The sequence below is a fragment of the Acinetobacter amyesii genome, from assembly GCF_002018365.1.
GTDB lineage: Bacteria > Pseudomonadota > Gammaproteobacteria > Pseudomonadales > Moraxellaceae > Acinetobacter > Acinetobacter amyesii.
On record NZ_MVKX01000001.1, the window covers coordinates 191,144 to 213,688 of the forward strand.

Annotated in this window: 23 protein-coding genes; 12 read left to right on the top strand and 11 right to left on the bottom strand. The window is 39.7% G+C overall.

Annotation, left to right across the window (positions count from 1 at the left end):
• Positions 1–235 precede the first annotated feature (235 nt).
• From B1202_RS00910 to B1202_RS00925, 4 genes are all read right to left on the bottom strand, one after another.
• Positions 236–1,393 carry a phospholipase A gene (locus B1202_RS00910; protein ID WP_078188651.1) on the bottom strand — a complete coding sequence of 386 codons (1,158 nt, stop codon included), beginning with the start codon at positions 1,391–1,393 and terminating at the stop codon, positions 236–238.
• Between the two features lie 18 nt (positions 1,394–1,411).
• Complete coding sequence (locus tag B1202_RS00915) at positions 1,412–4,351, bottom strand: insulinase family protein (RefSeq protein ID WP_078188652.1); 2,940 nt, start codon at positions 4,349–4,351, stop codon at positions 1,412–1,414.
• A gap of 141 nt (positions 4,352–4,492) precedes the next feature.
• On the bottom strand, positions 4,493–5,266 hold the full coding sequence (locus B1202_RS00920; protein WP_078188653.1) for a hypothetical protein: 774 nt from the start codon (positions 5,264–5,266) through the stop codon (positions 4,493–4,495).
• A gap of 167 nt (positions 5,267–5,433) precedes the next feature.
• Entirely contained in the window at positions 5,434–5,883 is a 450-nt protein-coding gene (locus tag B1202_RS00925) for a GNAT family N-acetyltransferase (protein WP_078188654.1), read from the bottom strand.
• 274 nt (positions 5,884–6,157) lie between these two features.
• On the opposite strand from B1202_RS00925, the gene B1202_RS00930 reads away from it, so the two are divergent.
• Genes B1202_RS00930 through B1202_RS00940 form a run of 3 tightly spaced genes read left to right on the top strand, consistent with a single transcriptional unit; the run spans position 6,158 to position 8,113 of the window.
• Positions 6,158–7,162: an adenosine kinase gene (locus B1202_RS00930; protein ID WP_078188655.1), complete on the top strand. Its 1,005-nt coding sequence runs from the start codon at positions 6,158–6,160 to the stop codon at positions 7,160–7,162.
• A complete protein-coding gene (locus tag B1202_RS00935) occupies positions 7,162–7,488 on the top strand; it encodes a Rieske (2Fe-2S) protein (RefSeq protein ID WP_078188656.1) in 327 nt (108 codons plus the stop codon). The genes B1202_RS00930 and B1202_RS00935 overlap by 1 nt, the downstream gene beginning before the upstream one ends.
• A gap of 16 nt (positions 7,489–7,504) precedes the next feature.
• The gene (locus B1202_RS00940; RefSeq protein WP_078188657.1) at positions 7,505–8,113 is read left to right on the top strand and encodes an OB-fold-containig protein; all 609 of its coding nucleotides are present in this window, start codon (positions 7,505–7,507) and stop codon (positions 8,111–8,113) included.
• A 98-nt stretch (positions 8,114–8,211) separates the two neighbouring features.
• On the opposite strand, the gene B1202_RS00945 is transcribed toward B1202_RS00940, so the two are convergent.
• Both B1202_RS00945 and B1202_RS00950 read right to left on the bottom strand, forming a co-directional pair.
• Complete coding sequence (locus B1202_RS00945; protein WP_078188658.1) at positions 8,212–8,838, bottom strand: YidB family protein; 627 nt, start codon at positions 8,836–8,838, stop codon at positions 8,212–8,214.
• Between the two features lie 112 nt (positions 8,839–8,950).
• Positions 8,951–9,421 (bottom strand): DUF6231 family protein, encoded by a 471-nt coding sequence (locus B1202_RS00950; protein WP_078188659.1) that lies wholly within the window; start codon positions 9,419–9,421, stop codon positions 8,951–8,953.
• 34 nt (positions 9,422–9,455) lie between these two features.
• Between B1202_RS00950 and B1202_RS00955 the strand changes: the two genes are divergently transcribed.
• Positions 9,456–10,325: a DUF2797 domain-containing protein gene (locus B1202_RS00955; protein ID WP_078189198.1), complete on the top strand. Its 870-nt coding sequence runs from the start codon at positions 9,456–9,458 to the stop codon at positions 10,323–10,325.
• 78 nt (positions 10,326–10,403) lie between these two features.
• Here B1202_RS00955 and B1202_RS00960 read toward each other — a convergent pair whose 3' ends face one another.
• The 5 genes from B1202_RS00960 to B1202_RS00980 form a co-directional block, all read right to left on the bottom strand.
• Positions 10,404–11,321 (bottom strand): alpha/beta fold hydrolase, encoded by a 918-nt coding sequence (locus tag B1202_RS00960; RefSeq protein WP_228145115.1) that lies wholly within the window; start codon positions 11,319–11,321, stop codon positions 10,404–10,406.
• A 251-nt stretch (positions 11,322–11,572) separates the two neighbouring features.
• A complete protein-coding gene (locus tag B1202_RS00965) occupies positions 11,573–12,910 on the bottom strand; it encodes an Ig-like domain-containing protein (RefSeq protein WP_078188660.1) in 1,338 nt (445 codons plus the stop codon).
• Positions 12,911–13,096: 186 nt separating this feature from the next.
• A complete protein-coding gene (locus B1202_RS00970; protein ID WP_078188661.1) occupies positions 13,097–14,962 on the bottom strand; it encodes a SurA N-terminal domain-containing protein in 1,866 nt (621 codons plus the stop codon).
• Between the two features lie 132 nt (positions 14,963–15,094).
• Positions 15,095–15,367, bottom strand: coding sequence for an HU family DNA-binding protein (locus tag B1202_RS00975; protein ID WP_078188662.1), 273 nt, complete (start codon positions 15,365–15,367; stop codon positions 15,095–15,097).
• A 166-nt stretch (positions 15,368–15,533) separates the two neighbouring features.
• Complete coding sequence (locus tag B1202_RS00980; RefSeq protein WP_078188663.1) at positions 15,534–16,004, bottom strand: phasin family protein; 471 nt, start codon at positions 16,002–16,004, stop codon at positions 15,534–15,536.
• Between the two features lie 207 nt (positions 16,005–16,211).
• Here B1202_RS00980 and B1202_RS00985 point away from each other — a divergent pair, with 207 nt between their 5' ends.
• From B1202_RS00985 to fdx, 8 genes are all read left to right on the top strand, one after another.
• Entirely contained in the window at positions 16,212–16,859 is a 648-nt protein-coding gene (locus B1202_RS00985; RefSeq protein WP_078188664.1) for a hypothetical protein, read from the top strand.
• Between the two features lie 112 nt (positions 16,860–16,971).
• Positions 16,972–17,445: an Rrf2 family transcriptional regulator gene (locus B1202_RS00990; RefSeq protein WP_078188665.1), complete on the top strand. Its 474-nt coding sequence runs from the start codon at positions 16,972–16,974 to the stop codon at positions 17,443–17,445.
• A gap of 1 nt (position 17,446) precedes the next feature.
• Complete coding sequence (locus B1202_RS00995) at positions 17,447–18,664, top strand: IscS subfamily cysteine desulfurase (protein WP_078188666.1); 1,218 nt, start codon at positions 17,447–17,449, stop codon at positions 18,662–18,664.
• Between the two features lie 104 nt (positions 18,665–18,768).
• On the top strand, positions 18,769–19,155 hold the full coding sequence (iscU, locus tag B1202_RS01000) for a Fe-S cluster assembly scaffold IscU (RefSeq protein WP_078188667.1): 387 nt from the start codon (positions 18,769–18,771) through the stop codon (positions 19,153–19,155).
• Between the two features lie 37 nt (positions 19,156–19,192).
• On the top strand, positions 19,193–19,513 hold the full coding sequence (iscA, locus tag B1202_RS01005; RefSeq protein WP_078188668.1) for an iron-sulfur cluster assembly protein IscA: 321 nt from the start codon (positions 19,193–19,195) through the stop codon (positions 19,511–19,513).
• Positions 19,514–19,617: 104 nt separating this feature from the next.
• The gene (gene hscB / locus B1202_RS01010; RefSeq protein WP_078188669.1) at positions 19,618–20,133 is read left to right on the top strand and encodes a Fe-S protein assembly co-chaperone HscB; all 516 of its coding nucleotides are present in this window, start codon (positions 19,618–19,620) and stop codon (positions 20,131–20,133) included.
• Between the two features lie 39 nt (positions 20,134–20,172).
• Positions 20,173–22,032 (top strand): Fe-S protein assembly chaperone HscA, encoded by a 1,860-nt coding sequence (hscA, locus tag B1202_RS01015; protein WP_078188670.1) that lies wholly within the window; start codon positions 20,173–20,175, stop codon positions 22,030–22,032.
• A 16-nt stretch (positions 22,033–22,048) separates the two neighbouring features.
• Positions 22,049–22,387 (top strand): ISC system 2Fe-2S type ferredoxin, encoded by a 339-nt coding sequence (fdx, locus tag B1202_RS01020; RefSeq protein ID WP_078188671.1) that lies wholly within the window; start codon positions 22,049–22,051, stop codon positions 22,385–22,387.
• Positions 22,388–22,545 lie beyond the last annotated feature (158 nt).

Below are 22,545 nucleotides of genomic sequence, written 5' to 3' on the forward strand. Positions count from 1 at the left end.
ACAGGATGACTTCTAATCAAAAATGTTTTTGCGATACTTTAAATAAATAGACGCTAGAGAGCGAGTTTTGCGGATGACAATGGTTTTGGGTACTTTTGCCGAAACAAAAGTACCTCCAGCCGAAGGCTAATCCCTTTATTCAATCCCTAGATATAAGACTCCGTCGATTAGACTTAAAAGCATCTTAAAAATGCGAAATTACTTTTACGTCCGTAAATTAATTATTGAGCAATCATTAAAACCAATTCATTAATGACACACCGACACCGACATAGGTTGCACGATGGTTATAGTCAATCAGGCTTTCACCATAACCATCAAACAATTGAACTGTACCGCGCAATTTACCATTGATTGGGAAAGTCCAATCAAACTGCACAGCGCCATGTGAATCATCACCACCTTTCAGTGAATGACGTAACATCAAACTAAAGTCATGATCTTTATGACGATAAAATGCTGTTAAATCCCCACGTCCCACATAATCGGTAATATCAGGGTTGTTATCATCTTTGGTATCTTCTTCGAAACGATACCAAGGACGTAACATCAGTGCAAAATTGTCACGTTCAAATCCTAGATTTAACATGACACGGTTCCAACTCCGCGATAAGGGATCAGAACGCCCATTAGACTGATGGTTAAAGGTTAAGCCTAGCATACGCCAGTTCAAACCCAACAGTTCATAGTTGGTACGAAAAACCAGACTGGCTTCAGGCTCATAGTTGGTTTCACGGAATGGTCGTGATTCGTCTTCGTTATAGACTTGCCAACGAGAAGACTGGGTATAGCCCAACCAGATATCACCATTATCACCAAATAAGTTTTCAACAGCTTTGGTTTTTAATGACAATTGGAACTTGGCTTCCATCGATTTCAGGTTTTGTTCCTGATCGGCTTGTACCGTGTTGTTTTCATTCGGGCTTGATGGACGTTCATTTTTATCCGAAGTCCAGTATCCCGGCATTAAATACACAGGTTGATAACCACGAATATTCCACGTCCCCAATTTACTTTCTGGAGAAAGCTCCCAACGACTATCCAATAATGAAAGATTTGGATTGAGGTTCGGTGCTTCTACAGCGAATAAACGGTCCGTAAACGCATGACTGACTTTTTCTTTGAAGGTTAGCTTTTCAGTCGGTTCCGGCTTAATTTCTTGTGCGGCTTGACGCTCAGAAACCAACATTTCTTTTTCAGCAGGTTGCACTTTAAACAAAGCGTCATAACACGATAATCGCTCTGCATTTGACTCAAGTGCCACACATGCTTCTGCGGTTGCAGGCTTTGCAGCCACTTCCGCATTTTGTGCATTTACAGTACTGACATACATTGAACTGAGCGCAATGAGGCTCAGTTGCAATGTCGTACGCTCAAGAGATTTGAACGCCATAAAAACCCCTTTTTTATTTTAATTCACTTGTTTTATTTCGAAACCAAGCTCAACCAAAGCATCTCGCTTCGCCACGGGTGCAACCACAGCTTTTGTCGGTTGTTGTTCAACCAAGTACGCCACTGCAACACGTTTTAGATCATCCAAAGTTACATTCAACAGACGTTCACGTAACATTTGACGGAAAGCTGGCGTGCGTTTATGCAATAAAGCATAACACGCTGTAATGGCTTCACCCGCTGGTGAACCCGGTTTATCCATGCTGGCAATCAGACCTAAAATAGCTTCTTCAAGCTGATGCGGTTGTTGTTCAGCATTGAGTAGCCATTGCACACTTGCGTCAAAATCTTTAAACGTTTCAGCTAAACGTGGGTCACGGTAGCTATAGAAACGGAATGAACATGCATTACCGTCATAGCTTGCACCACCACCATAAGCACCACCTTTTTCACGAATCGCGCTATGTAAGAAGCCATTACGCAAATAAGCCGCCAAAATCATCAAAGGTGCTGCATCTGGATGTGACACTTCCACCGCAGGATATGCTGAAGCGCAGAACTGAACATTGGCTTGAATGAGCCAAGCCTCGTCATTGTTGCTATCTGCAAAATTCACTTGGGTTAAAGCATGCGGGTTATCATCAATCGCCACTTTATCCCAAATGGTTTGAACTTCCTCAACCAATCGGTCTGAATGATGTTCTTCACACACCACCAAGAATTGTTTTGGTGCTTTAAGCAAACGGTTATGAATTAACTTAAGCTCATCAATCAAGGCATTATAAGCCGTGTCGTCTTGCTCAATTTTGCTGACAAGTTCTGACAACCAGTTCAGCGCGCCTAGGCCTGTATTATGATAATCACGTAGCGCCAATGCACTATGTTGACGACCTGCAATTTGCATTGCATAACTATGACCAGAACCAGATACACGTGACTGCCAACGTGCTTTACGTTGTTGCAATAACTCTACAATACGATTTTTTTCATCAAAACGTAGCTGTTCAAAAGCCAATTTCAATAAGCGAATGGCTTCAAGATTATTCACCAATGATTTGGTGGTTAGAGTCAGCCAAGCACTAATTTGACCTTTATCATCCACTTTTGAACGCAGCGATGCACCCATACCCAAACCGCCACTCACAGCTGTTTGCAACTGTTGTAGCTCTAAGTAGTCGTATTCACCTGCACCAACTTCACCCATCAAAATCGACAAGAGATTGAAATACGGCGATTGCACCACTTCATCAGGAATCTGAATCAAAACTTGTTGGTAGTAAAGACCATTGGTGCCTGCGTGGTAAAGATTTAACGGCGTGTCCAATCCATTACTGATAATTTCGCGTAATTGGCCTTGTACAATCTGTAACTGCGCAGGCACGTCTTCTAAACCGACTTTAGGTAATAGATTCAAATCATCAGGCGTATCTTGACGAATGTTCAGTGCTTCAGTCTGCGCAATAATCTCTGCTTTTTGCGCTTCAGTTAAGTTCGCATCAATGTCTTTTAAACGTGCTTTTTCTGCTGCCGCTTCCAAAGCATTTTTTTCAGCATCTGGAACCAAAGTTAATTGCACACGATGTTGATTATCAAGCAAGTAAGTTTGGATTAAGTTAGATAACCACATTGGGTCTTTTAACTCTTCCTTCACTTGTTCAATGGCCGTATCCACATCCCAAACATCCACAGGGTCTGAATGGTGAATCGCACTGCTTAAACCATTGAGAATTAGGCTTAGGCCATATGGTGTGCCATCACCATTGATTTCACGCTGATGCAATTCAATCTGATGTAAAATCGCTTCAACTAAAGCCGGATCAACAGGCTTAGCCGCAACGTCTTCTAATACTTTAAACACGCCATTTTTAAATTGTTCTGCATGCTCAGGGTTTGAACCTTGAATTGCACAGTAGAACGTCATTTCATAGTTTGAGTCATCTACGCCCATGAATGGACCAGTAGACTGTGCATAACCACAGGTTTCTAAATAATGACGTAATGGTGAAGCAGAATCTTCAAGCAATACACCCTCAACCAAACGCATACCTAAACGTAATTTGATATTACTTGCTTCTGGCAATAACCAAGAAAGTACATGATAGGTTTTGTCTTTGAGGTCTTCAGCATCAACTGCATACGTTTCAGTTACAGTTACAGGCGCAGTTAAACGACGTTCAGGTTTTGAATACAGCGTTTGACCTTTTTCAAATTTAGACAAAGCAAGCGTTTCAAACTGTTCTTGTAAGTTATAAGCAGGCTCATTACCAAAGGTCATGAACACGGCATTACTTGGGTGATAATGTGATTTGTAGAAGCTTACTAGCTCTTCATAACTTAAGTCAGGAATGTCTTTCGGATCACCGCCTGAGTTGTAATGATATGTCGTTTCTGGGAATAAATGATGGGCAAGTTGGTGATACAACTGATCTGAAGGTGAACTCATTGCACCTTTCATTTCATTAAATACCACGCCTTTATATACCGCTTCGCCATTTTCTAGCTCAATACGAATCCCTTCTTGCGCAAAATCAAGCGGGTTCAAATTCGCAGCAAAAGCAGCATCCATATAAACTTCTAACAAGTTTTGGAAATCTTTTTTGTTTTGCGTTGCAAATGGATATGCCGTCCAATCCGCTGCGGTAAACGCGTTCATAAACGTATTGAGTGAACGACGAATCATTAAAAAGAATGGGTCACGTACAGGGAACTTTTCTGAGCCACACAGTGCTGTATGCTCAAGAATATGCGCCTCACCTTTTGAATCCATCGGCTGTGTACGGAAGGCAACTAAAAATACGTTTTCGTCATGGTTTGTGGCTAAGTGATAATGCACTGCGCCAGTCACTTTGTGTTTATATTCAGACACTAAAATGTCTAAAGCTTCAACATGATGTTGACGAATCAACTGAAACGCAGGATGTACAGTTTGAGAAATGGTTTCAGTGACATCTACAGTCATGTGTGCTCCTAATCTATTCATTTAAATTAGGCAAAGTATACCTTAAAAAATCACAACTAGATTCACCGAAACAACATTTCCAACTGTTTTAATCAACTTGAACTTTAATTTTAAAAATCACTTGTTTTCGCACTAAAACATTTAGACTGGTTTTATGGATTGCCTATCATTTCGTGTTGACCAATAGACACAAATCACAATCGCCAATAACAATACAAAAGAAGCCATAAAGCGACTTAAATCCAATCCACCTGAACTGATTGGCTTATCTAGAAAATCGCCGACAACTGCGCCCAATGGACGTGTCAAAACAAAAGTAGCCCAAAATAAAATCGTCTTTGAGACCTGACTAAAAAAGTACAACAACGCCATCAAGATAATTAGACCACCAAATAGCCAAATGCCACCGCTATAGCCTAATCCTGCACTATCGGAAGTCCAATCACCCAAAGCTGTACCTAATGTTTGAGAAAATGTGATCGTCAACCAATAAAAGATCTGTGTTCGCGGCAAATTCACTACACTTGGATTGATCGATCCTTCGACCTGATACCAACTAAAAAGTGATACGAGCACCAAACTCAGTAACAGCAAACTACCACCCAAGTAGCCAATGCCTAAAGAACGATCTACAAAATCCGCTAAAGTCGTACCGACCGTAGTACTGGCAATAATCGTGGCCCAATATAAATAAGGTTTATAGGCTTTGGACTGTATTTGAAAATACAGCAGACTGATAAATATGCCTGCGAAAATAAAGGTACTGAGTAGATAGCCCAAATTTAAAGACATGGACAATGCATCACCACTGGTTTCACCAAAGGTGGTCGCAAATATTTTGGTCAACCAAAACAGTGCGGTAATCTCGGGGACTTTTTTAACGTAGTCTTGTAGCTCATGCACTTGCATATGCATCACTCTATGCAGTTATTTTGACGCTTATATCTTCGATAACTGAAATGAATTTTTGCTTAAAATTTTGCTTAAAATTAGGTACTCTTTTTTTAGAATTGTCACAAAAAAAAGCACCCGATATCGGATGCTTCATTTACAGTGTTTACCGTCTACTTTTGCATTTAAAACTAAACCAAATATTTGAAATAATTATAATTTGGATGGCTTTCAACATAGACATAATTCTGTTTTTGATAGAATTTTGCAGCATTTTTAAGTTCTGTATTTAAGCACAGTGCAGAAAAATGCTTTTTCGCACCCTTTTCCAATTCCACCAATAGCTGCTTACCCACGCCATGCTGACGGTACTGCGGATGCACATAGAAACGGCGAACTCGACCAATCCGTTCTTCTACACCAGTATCACCCCATTGCTGATTTAAACCGCCACAAGCAATCAATTTATCGCCATCATAAGCAAGCAATAATTGCTCACCCGTTTGGTCAAAACGATTTTTACCACTTTGATATTCTTCAATTAAACGGTGTATAAATGTATAGCCTTCATGCTGCGCCAAAGCAGCAATATTTTCGATTTGAGCAGGAAGTTGCTCTGCTGGACGAATCGTAATTTCCATATATTCACACTTTTAATCTGTTATCTATTATGAAGACCAAAACATCTTGATTCAGTCTGCACCCTATAGCTCTATAAAAGTAAAATTTTTCGATTTGCACAATAGCAAAGCTGATTAAAACGGCAACTAATTCAAAAAAAATGTAAAAATATAATGGATTTGCCCGATTTTTATACACACTTGTCCTTTAATTGAATTTTCTTCAACAAACTACAGCAATCCTGAGCATTCGTGTAAACTTAGCACTTTCATTTTTTTGATGTGAACATACAACATGGCAACTGTTGACCTTTTTGCAATTGGTAATGCACTTATTGACCAAGAATTTAAAGTCTCTGACGAATTCCTAATTCAACACAATCTGCAAAAAGGTACGATGCAACTGACTGATGGTGATACTCAAGCAGCCCTTTATAACAATCTAAAAGCGACTCAAGAATATAAAGGTCAAGCTTCTGGTGGTTCTGCAGCAAATACAACGGTTGCTTTTAGTGCTTTAGGCGGAACTGCATTTTATGGTTGTCGTGTCGGCAATGATGACTTAGGGCAAATTTACCTAAATGGTTTAAACGACGCTGGTATCCAAACTGCAACTCAATCAATCAGTGAAGGTGTAACTGGCACATGTATGGTATTGGTCAGCCCTGATTCTGAACGTACGATGCATACTTACCTCGGTATTACTGCTGAATTGACTGATAGCCAAATTGATTTTGGCAGCTTAAATACTGCGAAATGGTTATATATCGAAGGTTATCTTTCTACTTCAGACAGCGCACGCCTTGCGGTAAAACAAGCACGTCAAATCGCCAAAGCCAATGGTGTACAAATTGCATTGACCTTATCTGATCCAGCAATGGTGCAATATGCACGTCAAGGTCTAGATGAGTTACTCGATGATGGCGTGGACTTATTGTTCTGTAATGAACAAGAAGCGCTGATGTACACAGAAACAGATCATTTAGATGCTGCACTTGCTAAATTGCAATCACTAAGCAAACACATTGTCATTACATTAAGTGCCAAAGGTGCCTTAATTCATAATGAAGCAGCAACATTTACCGTGCCAGGTCGTAAAGTTACCGCAGTAGATACCAATGGTGCTGGTGATGCATTTGCTGGTGCTTTCCTATATGCACTAAACGCAGGTCATGACTATCAAACGGCTGCTGAACTTGCCATCTTGATTTCAAGTGAAGTTGTGGCTCAGTTTGGTCCACGCCTAGCAGTTGAAGACTATGCTCAGCTTTTACAATCATTTCAAAAGGAATGTGCTTAATGTTTAAAATTTGCATGACGGATGATGTTCCTGAACGTGAAGCACGATCATTCGAAACGCCTGAAGGTGAAACAATTTTTATCACCCAACGTGATGGCATGTTTTACGCTTATCAAAATAACTGCCCACACTTGCACGTGGAACTTGAGTTTCTAGAAAATCAGTTTCTAGATCGTGACCAAGAATTTATTGAGTGCTCAACACATGGCGCCCTGTTTATGGTCGAATCTGGGGAATGTATTTCTGGCCCATGCCAAGGTCAAGCCCTTGAAAAAGTGAACATTAACGTGCATTCTGATGGTGGAATCTACCTCACAGAAGAATAAACACTGGAATACAACCATGTCCACATTTTTAACAGACTATAACTTAATACCCTTTCATTTAAGTTTATTGGCCGTACTGTTATTGGGCATGGTTGAAACCATTGGCTATTACATCAATATTAGTCCTAGCCAAGTTTTGAAAAGAATTGCCCCACAGCGCATACAAGAATTGGCATTATTAAATGTCAAATTTTCCAAGACCCTGATTTTGTTCTTCCTACTGATGAATTTTAGCTTTGCAGGCTATGTACTTCAGTTTTGTATCCACGCCAAAGAAGGTCAATTCGTTCCCGCCTATTATCTTATTTTACCTGCGTTGATTATTGCCATATTTTTTACGGTATTTATGATTCATTGTTTAGATCAAGTCGTACCGCCCAAATATAAAAAACAAACGGTTAATTTACTTGGTCGTCTAGCAACCATTTCAAGTGGAAATGCCCGTCCCGGCTTTTCAGCTCAAGCGCGTGTGCGTGATGAGTTTGGTCAACTACATTATGTGCAAGTTGAACCAGAGTTTGGTGAGTTAGAATTTCAGTCAAAAATCATTTTGATTCGTCAAAAAAAATCACACTATATTGGCAAAAAAATCAGTGTGTCGAACCGTCTATTTAATCCATCCTAGTGACAATCTTAGCGACACATTGTTATCATTTTTCAAGCCATAAAAAAGCCAGTGTTCACTGGCTTATATTCAATCAAATATCTAAAGCGATATTTTGATTAACGCTTAAGAAAACCTGAAACTAAATTCATTACTTGTTGAATATCTGCATTCGCTTCTTGCTGATTGGTTTGTCCAGCTTGTGGCGTCAATGAGTCAATAATTTGCGGCAATACTGTTGAAATTGCACTATACACATCTTGTTTCTGAGTTTGTGTTTCTTGTGCAACTTGCTCCACTTCGGCATCATCAAATAAATTTTGTACTTGTTGATTATTCACAGCAGCATTATCACCAGGACCTGTAGATACCCAATCATCAACCTGACTGCTCAAGCCTTGTCCACGTAATTTATCCAAAGCACCTTGTAGTCCACCTTGTTTTTGAATCCAAGCCAGCACCAGAGGTAACACTGCAACTAAAATGGTTGATGCATTACCACCGCTACTACGTTGCTGCGGTTGAGCTGCACCACCCAGTTGGCCCAACACAGAGCCTAGAATTCCACCCAAACCACCCGCTTGGTTTTGAGCATTGTTTTGGGTATTTTGAGTGCCTGCATTTGCACCCAATTGACCCAGCACCGAACCTAAAATACCACCCAAGCCACCTTGTTGATTTTGATTGTTTGCACCACCAAGGGCCTGCTTTGCTAAAATCTCAACAATATTATTTAAATTTGTCATTTTATTTTTCCCAGTGAAACCTAGATAAACTTAAATACAGCATACGTGGGAAAAGACAGTTTTATCATAAATGTTTGTTAATTTTTGCAATTTTTCGCAGGCTAAGTATTTGTTACCAACGGAATTTATCCCAGTTTTCAGGATTTGCCCAAAATTTAGAGTTAAACCAATCTGGAATATGTTTATAAGTCAAAATATTAAACTGCCATAAAGCAAAATCACTTTCATGCGTGGTTTTATCAATAAGCTGAGTAAAGCCTAAAGCACGTAATAATTGTTCATCGTGTAATTTACTCACCACCACGATGCGTTTGGCAAATAGGTCACGCAATTTTACCAACATCTGCGTTTTCTGCTGCTGATCCAAACTCAACATCGTTTCAGTATCAAGAATCACAAATCCAAGGTCAAAACGCTGGGTAAAAGGCAGATTTAAAAACTCAGTTACGTTAAAATGTTGCCATTGAATTGGATGAAATTGATTGTATTGCTCAAGATCCTGACCAATACAGATTGCGGTTGAAATGGGCTGCTCTTTTGACAAATCGTCTAGCATAGAAGTGATGACATTTTGTTCAGCCATTGACCGCATCCTTAATAATGAAGTGAGTATTCGTATGGAACTACAAGGCATTTGCCATAAAATGCATGCAGGTCTTAAAGACCTTAGTGTAACTGATCAACATACACACAAGGCAAATGTTGAGTATAAATTTATTCTAGATCGCTCAGAAGTTGATCTACCGTTTAGCCTTGGTCAAGAAATTGAAATCGAAGCCACTGGAAATATCTACTGCATTTCTTGCGGCGCAAAAACACCTAAATCGTATTCACAAGGTCATTGCTTCAAATGCATGAAGACTAAGGCTTCTTGTGATATGTGCATCATGAAGCCTGAAACCTGTCATTATCATCTCGGGACTTGCCGTGAAGATGATTTTGCCCATGAAGTTTGCTTTCAACCGCATATTGTCTATTTAGCCAATTCGAGTGCCTTAAAAGTCGGGATTACCCGATTGGGTCAAATGCCTACACGTTGGCTAGACCAAGGTGCGACGCAAGCTTTGCCTATTATGAAAGTTGGTTCACGTCGTTTATCTGGTCAGCTTGAAGTCATGTTTGGTACGCAAGTGGCCGATAAAACCGATTGGCGTAAATTGCTCAAAGGTGAAGCAGAACCCATCAACCTGATCGAAATTCGCGACCAATTGGTAGAAGAATTCGCACCAAAAATTCAGACCATTCGCGAAGAGTTTAGCCAAAATTTAGAGTTTAATGAAACAGTTGAACTGCTAGAAGATGAATTGCCACGCCAATTTATCTACCCTGTAGATGAATATCCTGAAAAAATCAAATCGCATAATTTGGACAAAACCCCAATTATTCGAGGAAAATTACAAGGGATTAAAGGTCAGTATCTGATTTTGGATACCGGTGTGATCAATATTCGTAAATACACGGGCTATGAAATTAAAGTACGAACTTAAATCGATTCAAAGTGTATGATTCAATTAAAAAAAAGCGAGATATTTCTCGCTTTTTTTCACCCACTTTACCGATTTTATTCATTGAACAGTTGAAAGAAACTTTAAATATGGCAACGCCATTAACTGCTCCGCTTCTAAGATAGGCATATGACCAACATGGTCTAAAATCAGAGGCTTTTCGGCTTTTTTAAATAAGCGTCTCAGTTCTTCTGCCACTTCAACATTGATAATCTGATCTTGCTTCCCCCAGATAATGAACACAGGTGAATCAATGCCTCGTGCAGCTAAAGCAAAGGACTCCGGCGTATACAAGGTCGCCATTTTTTGCAGTTGCTCCACCATTTTATTGGTTTGCTTAGACTGAACTATCATCAGCTTTTCTTGCCCAGTTTTTAATTCTTGTGGAATAAAAGGCGGAGATTGCATCACGACCTTCATCACGCGATCAAAATCACCAGTTTTTCTGACCACTAGCTCTGCAAGCTTTGCCGTATCTTTTAAATACACTGTATTGCTCGACTTAAAGACACCTGCCGAATCCACCAACAATAAAGATTTCACTTCTAAGGGATACTGAGCGCTATAGAGCATGGCTATTGCACCACCCATCGAATGCCCTGCGATATGTAAATTTGGATCTAACTTTGCAACATCAATAAATCGTCGTAATTTTTCAGTTAAATTAGGAATTGATAGATCAAATTGATCTGCAACAAGGGTTTCTCCATGCGCTGGCAGATCAGGAATAATGACATGATAATTTGGCGTTAAATAACGGGCAACGCGGTTCCAATTATCACGCGTGCCTGACAAACCATGCAGCAACAACAGCGTCGGTTTTCGTGGATCTCCTCCTTCACTGTATGTCCATTCGATTTCATTATTTTTGACTTTTTTACTGCTCAAGCCCGCCCAAGCTCTTTCCTGCTCTAGAACTTTTTGAAAGTTCAGTTCTGCAGCTTGGATACAACTGGCAACACTAATCGTTAATAGCATCAATATCATGTGCTTAAAATAATGATCTATCCACCGCAATAGCGGGTTTTTTAAACGTTTACATTGAGGCATATACAGAGATGTCATCCGCTTAATCCTTGTCGTGATGAGTTATTTCTTCTTTATATTATTTTTTGAGAACACCAATCTACGATGCTAGAGTCGATATTTCATTTGCCAAATCATTTAAATAAAAATTATATCTGTCAATTTAAGCCAAAAAAAACCAGCTCGGAAGCTGGTTCAAATTTCTAAGCAAGCCAATCGGACGGTGTCAGTGGAGCTTCAATGAGTAAGCTTGAATATTCAAGCGCAGGAAGCATAGATGGCGGATTTGAAACGTCGCTGCCCAATGCAATCAAATCCTGTTCCTCGGTATGCAATACAATTGGGACTTCATTCGCATCCTGCAAAAGCGTATCTAGATTGATCACAGATTGGATAGGCTCATTTGGACTATCAATTTGGTTTTCAGTTTGTTCATCACTTACCAGTAAAATCTCTGTAAGTTCAGCAGATGATTCAGATTGTGCAAGAATCAGTTTAGCTATTGAGATTTCAGACGATTGAACACCACGACTGTCTTCAGCCACGATTGTTGCAAAGCCACCATTTTGAATCGGGTTATCCATCGACCAGAAACCACTTTCATTGGCATAGGTCACGTACTCTTGACCATTGGCTGTCACAATGATTTTAGCCTGTTGAAATGCATTTCCTTCGAGTTTTTCACTGTTTAGCGTCACTTCTGGCGCCGGCAGTACATAGCTTGGATTTTCAGGCGGGGTCTGAATAAATGGAAATGCCAAGCCAATCGCAGGAGATTGCTGACCAAATTGATCTTCAACAACAATCATCAACGTACCGCCTTGTGCCACTGGATTTTCTATTGACCAATCACCATTTTCATCAACCTGAATACGATAGACCGCTTGATCCGACTCAATCACAACAGTCGTATTTGGTGCGGCAGTACCTGATATCACCGCGCCAGACTCTAAAATCGTAACAGCTTGCGGTAAAATGATTTGCGCTGTATGCAACACCTCAGAACGATGACCATCCTGATCTATTGCCACAACACTTATTGCACCAGTGGTCGTTAAAGGATTAAGCATCGACCAATCGCCATTTTCATCAGCAACTGTTATAAACTCTTGCTCACCATAGGTCACAACTACCGTATTTCCTGCTTCAGCTTTACCTATCAAGTATTCACCTTTTTCAAGAATTTCTGGCATCTTTGGTAGCACACTTGGTTCTGCAATTGGTGCAATCATTATTGCCTCTGATCTTGCACCATGATGATTTACCGCATAAATTGTGGCAACTTCGCCCTCTTTAACTGGATTATCAATCTGCCAATGTCCTTGTTTATCCACTTTGACCCGTGTAACAGTTTCACCGACTGAAATGATCACCCAAGTTTTTGGCTCTGCCGTGCCAGTTAAAAGGTCATTTAGTCCTGTCACTTCTGGTGTTGAGGGAATATGCTGATGCTGCGATTTCCCCTGAATCAGCAACTGCTTTATTTCAACTTGTCCCAAAATATTTTTTAAAATACCGTTTAAATCTCTTATCTTTTGCATAACACCCTCAAATCACATCATTATATTTTTTTAGGAAACAGCCTTCCCAAACTCAATTTAAGAGAATTATTTAAATAGTCAATTTTATTTAATCTTTGTTTTTAAAAGTTTTTCTTAAAGTGTGATGCATTAAACTTAAACATAAAAAAACCAGCTCGAAAGCTGGTTTTTTTAAAGCTGCCTTAATTATTTAATTTTGGCATGATCTTTTAGATAACGTGTGTAGTCATCAAATTCTTGTTGACCACGAAGCTGTTGATAAAGTTTTGTTAACTCATCTAACTGCTCACCCGTTAATGCCGCATCAGATTGTTTGTTCACTGCAGTCACAGCAACCACAACCAATTCATTTGGTAGATTGGTGGTCGTAACAGACCAATGACCTGCTTTCGGCGCTTTTACGCTAAATGCAGCACGTTGAATTTCGCGTTTCAACAAACCATCCGCACGAGTGAATGTACCCGCATTTTCAAAGTTTAAACTGCCTTTTGCAACTGAAGCAGCAGGTTTTGCAGCAAACTCTTTCAATGTCGCTTGAATCTGGGCTTTTGCAGCATCAGACGCTTTCTTTTCAATCAGCTGAGTTTTCACATGCGCTTTCGCTTCAGCTAAGGTTTGAACACCTGCAGCATGATAGTTACGCACTTTCACCCAAACCACATCACCGTTTTTCAACTGAATGCTCGATGAAACATTACGTTCACCATTTTTAACATCATCGTTAAACAATTTAACTTTGACGTTTGCATCACTTAAAACTGGATGTTGCGATGCTAATGTTAAGCCGTTCAATGATTGTACTTTTACGCCTTTCACTTCTTGACCCACGACATCGAGGGCATCACTGCTCACAACCATATCATTGAGGCTGTTTACAGTATCAGAAAAAACATTGGCTTTTTTCGAAGCAGCGACTTCTGCTTGCAGACGTGCTTTTTCTTGTTCAAATGAAGCCACTTTTACAGCTGGCACCACTTTTTCGATCAAGTGATAACCACTGTCTGTTTTCACAGGAGCTGTCACTTGACCAGCTTGAGCACCTTCAACTGCAGCATCAAACGCATCACCAAACACACCTTTTTCATAAGCAACCAGTTCACCACCTTTTGCTTTAGATTCAGGATCTTCAGAGAATTGCGCTGCAGCTTGGTCAAAGCTTAAACCCGCTTTAATTTTAGCTTGAACACTTTCAGCCAATTTTTTAGCTTCGGCATCTGAACGACTGTCCGCAGTGATCATGATGTGCTTAACGAGTGGTTTAACTGACTTCTGTGCATTCTCAACAAAGCTGTTATACGCTTCTTTCAATTCAGCATCAGTTGCAGCTTCTACAGGTGCTGTAATATTGGCAGGTGTTAATACGACAAAATCTGCATCAACACTAGTTGCTTGCTTAAATTTGTTTTTATGCTGCTCATAATAAGCGGCAATTTCAGCATCAGATACTTTTACATTTTTCTTGTAATTTTCAAGATTAATGCTCGCCAACTGAATACTACGTTGTTCCGTTTGTAAGTTCGCAATTTGCAAGATATCAAGCTTACTCACCAATGCATATTCCATAAATGTTGTAGACAACATTTTTAAAGCATGGTCTTTACGTAAATTATCAATGAATGTGCGGTTCGTCATACCAATCGATTCGAGGTATCTCCCAAACGCTTCATCTGAAAATTGGCCATTAACTTGGAAGCTTGGCTGCTGATGAATCATTTGCACAATTTGTGCATCACTCAAGCTAATGCCTAATTTATCAGCTTGTTGCAATAACAATTGGCGTGAAATCAAAGTATCCATCGCTTTATTGCTAATGAAATTTTGATTCAATAATGTTTCATCACCCTGAGCATATGCCAGATATTGTTCTTTTAATGAGTTCGTCAGTGCTTCGAGTTCTTTTTGAGAAATTTCAGTACCGTTTACAGTCTTTGCTGCATCTTTAGATCCACCACTAAAATATCCTTCAATACCTACAAGTGCTAAAGGGGTCAAAAACAAAACGAGCAAGACCTTGCCCAGCCAACCCTTAATGACTTTACGAAACGATTCCATAAGTATTCCAATATTTTATTTGCGGTGAATTTTAACCGAAAACCCGAGATGAATGAATGCGATATATCAATTAATCACATTTACCAATAAAAAACGCGCCAAATAATGGCGCGTCTCATGTGCTTAATAAGATTAAGCTACAGAATCTTTCAAGCCTTTACCAGCTTTGAAGCTAGGAACTTTGCTTGCTTTGATTTCTAAAGTCGCACCAGTTTGTGGGTTGCGACCAGTACGTGCAGCGCGTTCTTTAACGCTGAAAGTACCGAAACCAACTAAAGTAACTGTATCACCAGCTTTTAATGCATTGGTAACTGCAGCAATTGTAGCATCTAAAGCTTTACCGGCATCGGCCTTAGATAATCCCCCATTTTCGGCAATTGCATCAATTAATTCTGATTTATTCATGAAAATTACGTCCTCTTAATATCGTTTATTTAAGGTTCAAGAATTTGTATAAAACGCCATAACGCCTTTATAGCAATGCTTTAGGGTTAAACGCAATACTCCTCAACCTCTTTTTATAGAATTTTTTGACGAAAAAAACCTTGAAAATTCGATAATAGTAAAAAAGTTAGTATTTTTTTAGTATTTCGGCCCTCAGTTGGGCATTTTCTTCGGCCAATTGGTCAACTTTAGTATGTAATTGAAGTATAAGCCTTTCTAAGTGCTGTAAATCCTTTACAGTCACCAATCCTAAACGGTTTAAAGAATGATTAACACCATTATCTAAAATTTTTTCTACTTTATCTTTCGTATCGGTTACAGATTCTTTGGCTTTTTCTGAAACTTTTTCGACAGTTTGATCTGCAATATCAATCGTTTTGGACTCAAGCTCCTCTCCAACTTTGACTAAAGAGTCAAAAAGCTTATTTCCTTCACCCTCAGCACGTGAAAAAGCACCTAATCCAGCCAACCAAATCTGTTTGGTATATTTGCGAAAATCCATTTTAGAGCGACGATCAGAATGACTACGTACGCGAGTTTTAGCGGGCTTTTCTGATGTCTCTTGTGCATCGTCAATTATGCTTTCTGTATTTTCCATAATCCGCACTTCTCCTGATTATTTTATGTGCACAGCAACATGTGATTCTTCATTTTAACAACATAATAGCAAACATATGACTTGATAGATTGATTAAACTGTTCTACAAAGCTGGTGAATTACCAACTTTTTGGTATATTCTAAGTTCCTCTAGAGCAGGATGCTCAGTTTCCAGTGCTTTCAGATTTTAACAAGGACATTTTTTTTATGAGTGATACGCAACAAACACAAGCTCAACCACATTTGTTGCTTACTATGACCCTGATTGTTTTAGAAACGATTTTTACTTTCATTTTAAAACATGACCGTGTTGTAGCATTACAAGCTAAAAAATTTGTTGATCAAAAAGTCGCACTGAAAATAAATAGCTACATCCCTTATTTTGACTTTTATGTTCAGTTTACTGAGCACGGTATTCTGTTCGACACGAAATCTCCAGATAAAGCCATCGACCTTGATGTCCGCACGACACTAATGGATTTGGTGAAAATTTTTGTATTTGGTAATCGTAAAAGCATCAAAACCATGCGGATCGATGGTGATGTGGTTCTAAAAGATGAATTTCGTGATTTGGTTTCTTTATTTAGTGTGCCGAAAATTTTATCTGACTGGAAACACTGGCTGTCTGAACCTGTCGAAGAAAACGATATCGTTGCGTCTAAAAAACGTATTGCCCCACTTTTAGAAAAAATCGAACAGCAACGCTCTAAAATCAACACACTGCAAGTTGAAGTTAAACAATACAAAAACCGTATTAAGCGTATCGAACGTCGTCAAAAGCGGATTAATATCGCTTTTAGTCTAATATCTGTTCTTTTAATAACGTTATTAGTGTATAATGTGTGGTTCAAATAAATACATAATTTTTCAGACAAAATAAAACAAATAAACAATCTCAAAAAAACTTGACTATTTTAGTCAGGATTCATAAAATCTGCACATCTAGACTTAACATGTGTATCGAATCATGCGCTTAACAACTCGCGGTCGCTACGCAGTGACTGCTCTACTTGATCTAGCTTTGCAGCCAACTGAACAAACGATCACTCTTGCAGAAATTGCAGCTCGTCAAACCATTTCAGTGGCCTATCTTGAGCAGTTATTTGCAAAATTAAAGCGTCACGGCTTAGTTTCCAGCATCCGTGGAGCAAACGGTGGTTATCACCTAGCTCGTAGTGCTGAAGACATCACTGTTTTGGAAATTATTGAAGCTGTAAATGAAACAGTTGATGCAACCCGTTGTGACCACAAAGGCAACTGCCAAAATGGCGCAATGTGCTTGACTCACGATTTATGGCAGGAACTCTCCCACCACATTGCCGATTATCTTGCAAAAATCACCCTTGCTGACCTTGTAGCACGCGATAACGTTCAAACCGTATCTATTCGTCAAAATTCAGCAAACTTTGATTCAGCCCTTTTATCGGTTACAGGTATTTGACATGAAGCGTCCTATTTATCTTGACTATGCAGCAACTACACCTGTAGACCCTCAAGTCGCAGAACGTATGATGGAATGTCTAACGTTTGACGGTACTTTTGGTAATGCAGCTTCTCGTTCTCATGCTTACGGCTGGCAGGCAGAAGAAAAAGTAGAATATGCACGTGAACAAGTTGCTAATCTAGTAAAAGCTGATCCACGCGAAATCGTTTGGACGTCTGGTGCAACTGAATCTGACAACCTTGCGCTTAAAGGTATTGCTCAGTTCTATGCATCTAAAGGCAAGCACATTATTACAAGTAAAATTGAACATAAAGCAATTCTTGATACTTGCCGCGAGCTTGAAGAAGAAGGCTTCGAAATTACTTATCTTGAGCCAGAAGCAAAAACAGGTTTAATTACACCTGAAATGGTTCAAGCTGCCCTTCGTCCAGATACAATTCTTGTATCTTTGATGATGGTAAACAATGAAATCGGTACAACTACAGATGTAGCTGCAATCGGTGAATTGACTCGTGCAAACAAAACTTATTTCCACGTAGATGCTGCGCAAGCTGCAGGTAAAGTAGAAATTGATCTTTCAACAATGAAAGTTGATTTGATGAGCTTCTCTGGCCACAAAATCTATGGTCCTAAAGGCATTGGTGCTCTTTATGTACGTCGTCAACCACGTGTACGTATTAAAGCGCAAATGCACGGTGGCGGTCATGAACGTGGTATGCGTTCTGGTACGTTAGCAACTCACCAAATCGTGGGTATGGGCGAAGCGTTCGAACTTGCAGGCAAAAACCTACATGCCGAACAAACTCGTATTCGTGTACTTCGTGACAAACTTTGGAATGGCTTGCAAGGTCTTGAACAAGTCTTCCTGAACGGTCACCCAGAATACAACGTTGCAAACTATCTAAACGTCAGCTTTAACTTTGTCGAAGGTGAATCGTTAATGATGGCACTTAAAGATTGCGCAGTATCTTCTGGTTCTGCATGTACATCAGCAACTTTAGAACCATCTTATGTACTTCGTGCATTGGGTCTTTCAGATGAATTGGCTCATAGCTCGATTCGTTTCAGCTTTGGTAAATACACCACTGAAGCCGATATTGACCATGTACTTGAAATTACTAAAGCAGCAGTTGAAAAACTACGTGATCTTTCACCGCTTTGGGACATGTACAAAGAAGGTATCGACCTTAATTCTGTAGAATGGGCTGAACACTAATTCATCCCGGTGAGATAGCTTTTATTTTAAGGCTATCTCATTGATTAACGTAATTTCACCCCCATATTAATCTTAAGGCTGACCCCGAGGTTTGGAGAAGCGTCATGGCTTATAGCGAAAAAGTAATTGATCATTACGAAAACCCTCGTAATGTTGGTGTTTTAGACAAAAATGCAGAAAACGTTGGTACAGGTATGGTCGGTGCACCAGCTTGTGGCGATGTTATGCGTCTACAGATTCAAGTTGATGACAACGGCGTAATTGAAGAAGCTCGCTTCAAAACTTACGGTTGTGGTTCAGCAATTGCATCTAGCTCATTAGTAACAGAGTGGCTAAAAGGCAAAACTCTTGATGAAGCTCAAGCAATTAAGAACATTGATATTGCAACTGAACTTGCACTTCCACCAGTAAAAGTACACTGCTCTGTACTTGCTGAAGATGCAATCAAAGCTGCTGTAGAAGACTACCGTAGCAAGAAAGTAAAAGCTTAATTGTTTACGTGTTTTAAAAAAGATTAACGGAGTTTTCATGATTCATTTAACTGAAAATGCTGCAACTCATATCAGCAATTACATCAAGAATCGCGGTAAGGGTGAAGGCATTCGCGTTGGCGTGAAAACTTCTGGCTGTTCTGGTCTAGCTTATGTACTTGAGTTTGTCGATGATATTGACACGCATGACCAAGTATTTGATCAGTTTGGCGTAAAAGTATTCGTTGACCCAAAAAGCTTAGTTTATCTTGAAGGTATGGAGATGGACTATGTGAAAAATGGTTTAAACGAAGGTTTTGAATTTAATAACCCGAATAAAAAAGGCGAATGTGGCTGCGGCGAATCGTTTACGGTTTAAGCCATTTCCACGCTCCTTTTTCGCATTAAAACAGTGTAAAATTCACTGTTTTAATTGTATTTAAAGCAACACTTTTTGCACCTCTATTGTGGACACCATCTCCCATGAATCATTTTGAGTTGTTTAACTTACCTGTAGCACTCGATATTGATTTAGCAGTTTTAAAATCTGAATTTTTAAAGTTGCAGCAACAATATCATCCAGATAAAGCCGAAGACAAAGATCTAGCCCTGATTAAATCTAGTGAGATTAATCAAGCATTTAAAGCTTTATCTAATGTTGATAGCCGCGCTGCATATCTTTTAAGTCTTAAAAAACAAGATTATCACCTTGATCAATCGATTAGTGATTTTGAGTTCCTACAAGATGCCTTAGAAATTCGTGAACAGTTAGATGAGGCAGGCTCTGCTGATGACCTCACTTCACTTAAAACTGAAGTTCAGCAATGGATTGACGGTTTGGTTCGTGAATTCAAGATTGATTATGACGACGAAGACTGGGCAGAAGCACGTGATACCGTACGTAAATTACGCTTCTTCCAAAAAGTGATGGCTGACATCGATAAAGCTGAAGATCGCTTCTTAGACGACGATAGCTTTGATTTAGACGATGATTTTTAATTTATTTTTTATATTTGACGTTCAAAGGATGTAACACACATGGCTCTCTTGCAAATTGCAGAACCTGGTCAATCAAGTGCGCCGCATGAACACCGCATCGCAATTGGTATCGATCTTGGGACTACACACTCTTTAGTAGCCACGGTACTTTCTGGTAAAGCGAAAGTGCTTAACGATGAACATGGTCGTGTGTTACTCCCTTCTATTGCACACTATGGCGAATCCACTGCGCAATATGGTGACGATGCAAAGGCATTCTTAACGACTGATCCTAAAAACACCATCGTTTCTGTAAAACGCTTTATGGGTCGCTCTAAGGCAGATATTAAATTCCAACATCCGTACAGCTTAGTCGGTGAAGCGAATGAAATGCCTGCTTTTGAAACTGCACAAGGTCGTAAAACACCCGTTGAAATTTCTGCTGAAATTTTAAAACAACTCAAAGACCGTGCAGAAAGCAGCTTAAATAATCCTGTTAATGGTGCTGTGATTACTGTACCTGCCTATTTTGATGAAGCACAGCGTCAAGCAACGCGTGATGCGGCTCAGCTTGCAGGTTTAAATGTACTTCGTCTTTTAAATGAACCGACTGCTGCGGCAGTGGCTTATGGCTTAGACCAAGTCACCAATCTTGCACATGATCAAAACTATGTGATCTATGATCTGGGTGGTGGTACTTTTGACGTTTCAATTTTACGTTTTTCTCAAGGTGTTTTTGAAGTTCTAGCAACGGGTGGCCACACGGCGCTTGGTGGTGATGACTTAGACCGTCTGATTGTAAAATGGGCAAAAAAACAACTGAATATTGAAACTTTAGATGACGCTGAATATGCTCATTTCATCGTTTCTGCACGCAAAGCAAAAGAAGCATTAACCGAGGCTGAATCTGTAGAGCTTAAAGTTCTTGATCAATCATTGACTTTAGACCGCCCTACTTTTGAATCAATCATCAAAGTTGCTTTGGATAAAACCATCAGCGTTTGTAAACGTGTCATGCGTGATGCCAAGCTCGAGCTCAGCGATATTCAAAATGTGGTATTGGTCGGTGGTTCTACCCGATCGTATGCTGTGCAAAAAGCCGTTCAAGATGTCTTCAATCAAGAACCGCTTTGCACCATCAACCCTGATGAAGTTGTGGCCATTGGCGCGTCGATTACAGCGAACCAGCTTATTGGTAACTCTAAAGATGGTTCACTGCTTTTAGACGTCACACCGCTTTCTTTAGGCTTAGAAACCATGGGCGGTTTGGTTGAGCGCCTTATTTCGCGTAATACAGCCATTCCAGTGGCGCGTCGCCAAGAATTCACTACCTATCAAGATGGTCAAACAGCGATGTTGATTCATGTTGTACAAGGTGAACGTGATCTAGTTGAACATTGCCGTAGTCTAGGTCGTTTCGTGCTTCGTGGTATTCCACCGATGACTGCAGGTCAAGCGCGTATTGAAGTAACGTTCCAAGTTGATGCAGATGGTTTACTGACGGTGTCAGCCAAAGAAACCACTTCTGGTGTGCATGCTCAAATTGACATCAAACCTTCTTATGGTTTATCTGATGCCGACACTGAACGCTTACTGATTGATGGTTATAAGTTTGCTGAAGAAGACAAAAACTTACGCCATCTTCAAGAAACCAAAGTTGAAGCAAAACGTGAACTTGAAGCACTTGATCAAGCACTTAAAGTGGATGCTCAACTTCTCAGCCAAGAGGAACACAGTTCCCTCACCGCTGCACGCACAGTTTTAGATGCTGCACTTGAAACGACAGATATCAAAGCTATTGAACATGCTGTAGAACAGCTTAAAATACATAGCGATGCATTTGCTGCAGCTCGTATGAATCAGCACATTGATGCCGCATTGAAAGGCACAAAACTCGATGACTGGTCAAACTCAAATTAATTTATAGGTCAAGATTATGCCACGTATTAAAGTACTGCCTCACGCAACAATCTGCCCAAACGGCGCTGAGTTTGAAGTCGAAGCAAATGCTAACCTTTGCGAAAGCATGTTAAAAAACGGCATCAAAATTGAACATGCATGTGATATGTCTAAAGCATGCACCACTTGCCATGTGGTTGTACGTAAAGGTTTTGATGGTCTAGATGAAATGGATGATGTCGAAGCAGATCTTCTCGATCGTGCTTGGGGATTAGAACCAGACTCTCGTCTGTCATGCCAAGTAAAAATTGAAGATGAAGATTTGGAAATTGAAATTCCTAAATACACCATCAACCATGCTTCAGAAAATCATTAATTTATAGAATGTTCTCTATAATCAAAAAGCCAGTTCATCGTAACTGGCTTTTTTATGCATAAATATATTCAACATTTCAAAAAAGAAGACGTTTTGATAAAAGCATGAATTGCGTTCTTTTTAAAATTTTACGCGATACGATTAGATCTAATTTTTAT